Here is a 5,406-nt window from a genome sequence, read left to right on the forward strand (position 1 = left end):
TTTAATAAATATTTGAGTAATTTTTACAGAAACTAATCAAGAAAAACCGATAAAAATCATAACAATAAGTTGAATTTAAGAATGTTTTTATGGGGTGGATATTACACCTTATTTTTATGAAAATATGAGTAATACTTCGTAAATATTATAAAATAGTAATTAATATAATATAATACAAAAATATTAAGTGAAAATATTCTGATTAATATTATAATTTATGTATGTTTACTATTAATTGTTTGATTATAAATAATTGAACACTCAGAAAGTACACTCTATGCAATACAATCATGATGATTAGTTGTCATTTTAGGTATGCTATGCTATCATACATACATAAGATGTCTTTTCTGAACGGATACTTGGGGGCAGGTTTTAGAAAAGGACGAAAAGTGTTGTTTTTAGGTTTTACAGGTTTTACTATTAAGGAGTAAAGGTATGTTAGATGAAAGAACAGTAGTCCAAAAGGACATACCGGTTCAGGAGGAATTACCGGTATATGGCGAACAAACAACAATTCGCGAAAGTATTACTAAAACATTAGATGCCTCCAAATGGAACAAAGAAGATACGACTTGGATGTTAGGTTTATTCGGTACAGCCATCGGCGCCGGCGTATTATTCTTGCCAATCAACGCAGGTATCGGCGGCATCTGGCCATTATTGATGATTACCTTATTTGCATTCCCGGTAACATTCTTGGCTCACCGTGCATTAGCGCGCTTTGTTATGTCCGCTTCTTCACCTGATAAAGGTATCATCGGTGCGGTTGAAGAATTCTGGGGGCCTACGGCAGCTCGTGTATTCAATGTAGTTTATTTTGTTGGTATTTATACAATCTTGTTATTATATTCCGTAGCGATTACCAACACGACTGACAGCTTACTACAGAATCAGCTCGGTATTGCCGGCGTTGATCGTGCTTTAATTACGGTAGCTGTAATTGTTGGTTTATTGGCCATCGTTCGTATGGGTCAGGATATTATCGTACGTATTATGAGTTACTTGGTATATCCGTTTATTGCCACTTTATTGGTTATCGGTTTATACCTCATTCCTGAATGGAATACCGCTATTTTAACCTACCAGCCTGAAGGCGGTAGCAGCAGTGCTATGCTCATGACTTTGTGGATGACATTCCCGGTTCTTGTATTCTCGTTCAACCATTTCCCTATTATTTCTGCTTTCGTTATGAAAGAACGTCAGGAATACGGTGATGAACATGTAGATAAAAAATGTCATGATATTCAAAAATACGCTGTATTATTGATGTTCGGCGTTGTAATGTTCTTCGTTTACAGCTGCGTATTCGCCTTATCTCCGGCTGATTTACAGGCTGCTAAAGATCAGAACATCTCCATTTTATCCTACTTAGCTAACCACTTTAATACACCATTCATCGCTTGGTTGGCTCCAATCATCGCCTTCGTTGCGATTACTAAATCCTTCTTGGGTCACTATGTAGGTGCTTATGAAGGTTTACGCGACATCGTTATTGATTTAGGCCATGTTAACAAAAAAGAATTAAATGCTAAAACGGTTGACCGCATTATCTTGGCATTCATGCTCATTACTTGCTGCTTGATTGCTTACATTAACCCAAGCATTTTAGGTATTATCGAAACATTGAGTGGTCCGGCTATCGCCTTCATTCTCTTGTTAATGCCTATGGTTGCTATTTTCAAAGTACCAAAAATGCAGAAATACCGCAGCGTAACAAACTACTTTGTAATCGTAATCGGTATCATCACTGTAGCCGCTATGTTCTACGGTCTTATCCAGTAATTGGATTAAAAAGTTCATAATTAGGTTTGTAAGCCACCATCTGAGTCATTCTCAAATGGTGGCTTCTTTTATTGTGGTCCTGTACTGACAATATTTGTAAAAAAGTCAATCGGCTAATTATGGCTTATTTTGTCAACTATTTACTAGCTACAGGCGTTATGGTATAGTAGAATTAGTTTTTAAAAAAAGATATAGGGAAAAGGAATAGTATAAATTGACTCATCAATGAAGGCATTGATAAGTGAGAATTAGAGGAGGGATTTCCATGGTTGGACCGAATGAAGTAACAAATCAACAAGCAGGAAATATAGTAGCCAACGATGCAGCGGCGAAGGCTCGCCACCATGCGTACTTGGAAGATGCTGATTATACATTAGAGGAAGCCTTAGCGGAAGCTAAGCGTTGCTTAAATTGCGCGAAGCCTTTGTGCCGTACCGGTTGTCCGATTGAAAATGAGATTCCGCGCTTTATTCAAGCCATTGCGCGCGGCAATTTTGGGGAAGCCAATGATATTATCGGCGAACGCAGTAATTTACCGGCCGTTTGCGGTCGAGTTTGCCCTCGTGAAAAGCAGTGCGAAGGCCATTGTATTTTGAATCGTGCCAATAAGCCAATCAATATCGGTAAATTAGAACGTTTTGCGGCGGATTTTGAAAGCTTACACGGCTTACGTCGTATGAAACCAATCATTAAGGATCAGGGCAAAATCGGGATTATCGGTTCCGGTCCTGCGGGCCTTACCGTAGCCAGTGATATGGCCAAACTTGGTTATGAAGTTACGATTTTTGAAAAACAGGATGAACCGGGCGGTATTTTGCTCTATGGTATTCCGGCATTCCGCTTGAGTAAAGAAGTGGTACATCGTGAAATTAATCGCCTTAAAGCGCTTGGTGTTAAATTCGAATGTAACACGGTTATCGGACCGGATAAAACAATCGATTCCTTATTTGAAGAAGGCTATGACGCTATCTTCATCGCAACCGGTACCCATGTACCGATGGAACTTCCTATGCGCGGCGATGAAAAACCGGGTGTTTTACAAGCCATGGCTTTGTTGACAGCCGTTCAATTGCATCAAAACGGTCGTGTCGGTGATGATGCCATTCCGGTTCAAAAGGGTGACCGCGTTGTTGTAATCGGTGCCGGTAATGTGGCTATGGACGCAGCTCGTACTTGCGTGCGTTTAGGTGCTGAATCGGTTACGGTAGCGTATCGTCGCGGCGAAGAAAACATGAGTGCCAATCCGTCTGAATACGAAGAAGCGAAAGAAGAAAATATTCGCTTCAAGTTCTACGCGGCTCCGTCCAGTGTAGAAGGGGACGTTGTGGTAGAAGGTTTACGTTGTGAAATTCAAGAACCACAGGAAGACGGATCCATCCAGCCAACCGGTCACTATGAAGTGATTCCGGCCGATAAGATTATCATCGCCATCGGTCATAAACCGAATGCACGCTTAGTCGGCCCGGGCAACGGGATTGAAGTTAACAAGGACGGCTATGTAGTAACGCGTGAAATGCCGTACGGTATGACGAGCCGTAAAGGCGTTTTTGCCGGCGGTGACGTAGTACATAAACCGGCTACCGTAGTACTCGCTATGCGCGCCGCTAAAAAAGTTGTAGAAGGCATGGTTAACTACTGCGAAGCCAAACGCTACTTGGGCGACCTTTAATTAGCTTTGATTAGAGAGTGATTTGGCACGAATAAAATCAAATATCAAATATAATGAAAGCTCCAACATTGGGATTCTGATGTTGGAGCTTTTTAAGTATTGTTAATAAGTGTATATGTTGTTTTTTGTTTTTATACCGGAGCCTGATTAGCTTTACAAGTCAGCTCTCGAGCTACTAGTTTTATAACAGCTATGGCTTTTAGCATAGCCGGTTTATATTCCCATTGGTTTTTACCGGTGTAATGCGCCATGATGAGATTTAAGGCGGCTTCTTTTTCAGCCATATCTTCTACCAAAGAAGCATCGGCCGTACCGATAATGCTGAAATAGGCTGAAGAATAATCGCAAGCTATCTCACCGGGTAGTAATTCTTGGCCGCCGTCCATTTCAAAAGCAGCATAACCGGTGCGTTTAATTAAGTCGATTTTACGCCCCATAGGGGCACTGTGACAATAAAAGACATGCTGGCCGTTTTCAAAAGAATGGGCAAAATGAAGCGGTACTATGTAAATTTCATCCTCATCGCGTAAGCCTAAACGAATGGCACGACAGCGCGCAATGAGTTCGTTAATTGTGTTTTCATCAGTAATCTGACGATCGTGACGACGCATGGGCATCTCCTACCTTTATATAAATTGAGAGTTTACTTTAAAATTAAATTTGGTTAATAGATTGTAGTCCTTTAATAATACGATTGGCGGCTTCGCGCACTGTATCCGGATGGGCTGCCAAGTTGAAGCGTACAAAACCCGGTGTGGCTGGAGCAAAGTTAGGACTTGTGTTTACGCCGACGCGGCACTGTTTAATCATGAAGTTATCCAGTTCTTCAGGAGCCACATAGGCTTTAAAATCAACCCAGGCCAGATACGTCGCTTCCAGCGGTGTAAATACTAATTTAGGAGCCGCTTCGAGCAAGGTGTTTTTCATAATATCGTAGTTGTCTTTAATTACAGCCAACAGTCCGGTTAACCAAGCATCGCCCGTCTGATAAGCTGTTTCTGTAGCCAGTAAATCCAGCACCGGGAGCTGTGTATGGTCGATGGTGGCTACATAGGCATCAAATTGTTTGCGATGAGCTTCATTCGGAATAATGGTATGCGCTACCGGTAAAGAGGCTAAGTTGAAAGTTTTGGACGCACTGGTAATGGTGATAATGGAATCTTTGAAGCGGCCGTCTTGTACGGCTAAGGCCGGAATAAACGGATCCGGTCCAAAAATAAAATCCTCATGGATTTCATCACTTACGATGAGTATATTATTTTCTTCACAAAGGGTGAAGAGTTTAACCATTTCTTCTTCCGACCAAATACGACTCACCGGATTATGGGGATTGCAGAGGATGAAAACTTTAATATTGTGTTCTTTAATCTTTGCTTCCACATCGTCAAAGTCGATATAATAGCGGCCTGTTTCGTCTTGTTGCAGTTCACTGCAGATTGGTGTGCGGCCTGTATCCTGAGGTGTGCTGTAGAACGGATAATACACCGGTGAAAGAATAAGGATATTATCTTTTGGCTTAGTGAAGGCATGCAAAATCCAGAATAAGGTCGTTATCGTGCCGCTTGTAAAGCGGAGCCAGTTTTTCTTAGGCGTATAGCCGTGATGGCGTGTGAGCCAATCGATAAAGGTTTGATGATAGGTAGGGCTGATTAAAGAATAGCCGAAAGCACCATGTTTAGCGCGTTCCGTAAGAGCATCAATAACCGTTTCGGGTGCCTTAAAATCCATATCAGCCACCCACATAGGGATGACGTCATCGGTGCGGAAACGTTGTTTTAAACCGTCCCATTTAACACTATTAGAGCCCCTTCGATCGAGGGCGTAGCGACTTAAAAATTCTTCTTTGGTCATGGTTTGACTCATTATTACACCTCCTGTAACAGTGTATGTATATTTAAAATTTTATATATTAGTAATTAATGGTTAATTGTAAACTGAAATTGAACATATAA

General features: G+C 41.2%; 4 protein-coding genes. 2 read left to right on the forward strand and 2 right to left on the reverse strand.

The features are described from left to right. Positions 1 to 438: 438 nt before the first annotated feature. Positions 439 to 1,785: a threonine/serine transporter tdcC H+/threonine-serine symporter gene (locus QZL64_RS01440; protein WP_021840273.1), complete on the forward strand. Its 1,347-nt coding sequence runs from the start codon at positions 439 to 441 to the stop codon at positions 1,783 to 1,785. A 265-nt stretch (positions 1,786 to 2,050) separates the two neighbouring features. Next, the gene (locus tag QZL64_RS01445; protein WP_021840274.1) at positions 2,051 to 3,454 is read left to right on the forward strand and encodes an NAD(P)-dependent oxidoreductase; all 1,404 of its coding nucleotides are present in this window, start codon (positions 2,051 to 2,053) and stop codon (positions 3,452 to 3,454) included. 131 nt (positions 3,455 to 3,585) lie between these two features. Here QZL64_RS01445 and QZL64_RS01450 read toward each other — a convergent pair whose 3' ends face one another. Both QZL64_RS01450 and QZL64_RS01455 read right to left on the reverse strand, forming a co-directional pair. Beyond that, the gene (locus QZL64_RS01450) at positions 3,586 to 4,065 is read right to left on the reverse strand and encodes a pyridoxamine 5'-phosphate oxidase family protein (RefSeq protein ID WP_021840275.1); all 480 of its coding nucleotides are present in this window, start codon (positions 4,063 to 4,065) and stop codon (positions 3,586 to 3,588) included. Positions 4,066 to 4,108: 43 nt separating this feature from the next. Then, positions 4,109 to 5,317 (reverse strand): MalY/PatB family protein, encoded by a 1,209-nt coding sequence (locus QZL64_RS01455; protein ID WP_021840276.1) that lies wholly within the window; start codon positions 5,315 to 5,317, stop codon positions 4,109 to 4,111. Positions 5,318 to 5,406: the final 89 nt, after the last annotated feature.

This window comes from Veillonella sp. CAG:933 (assembly GCF_000431435.1).
Lineage (GTDB): Bacteria > Bacillota > Negativicutes > Veillonellales > Veillonellaceae > Veillonella_A.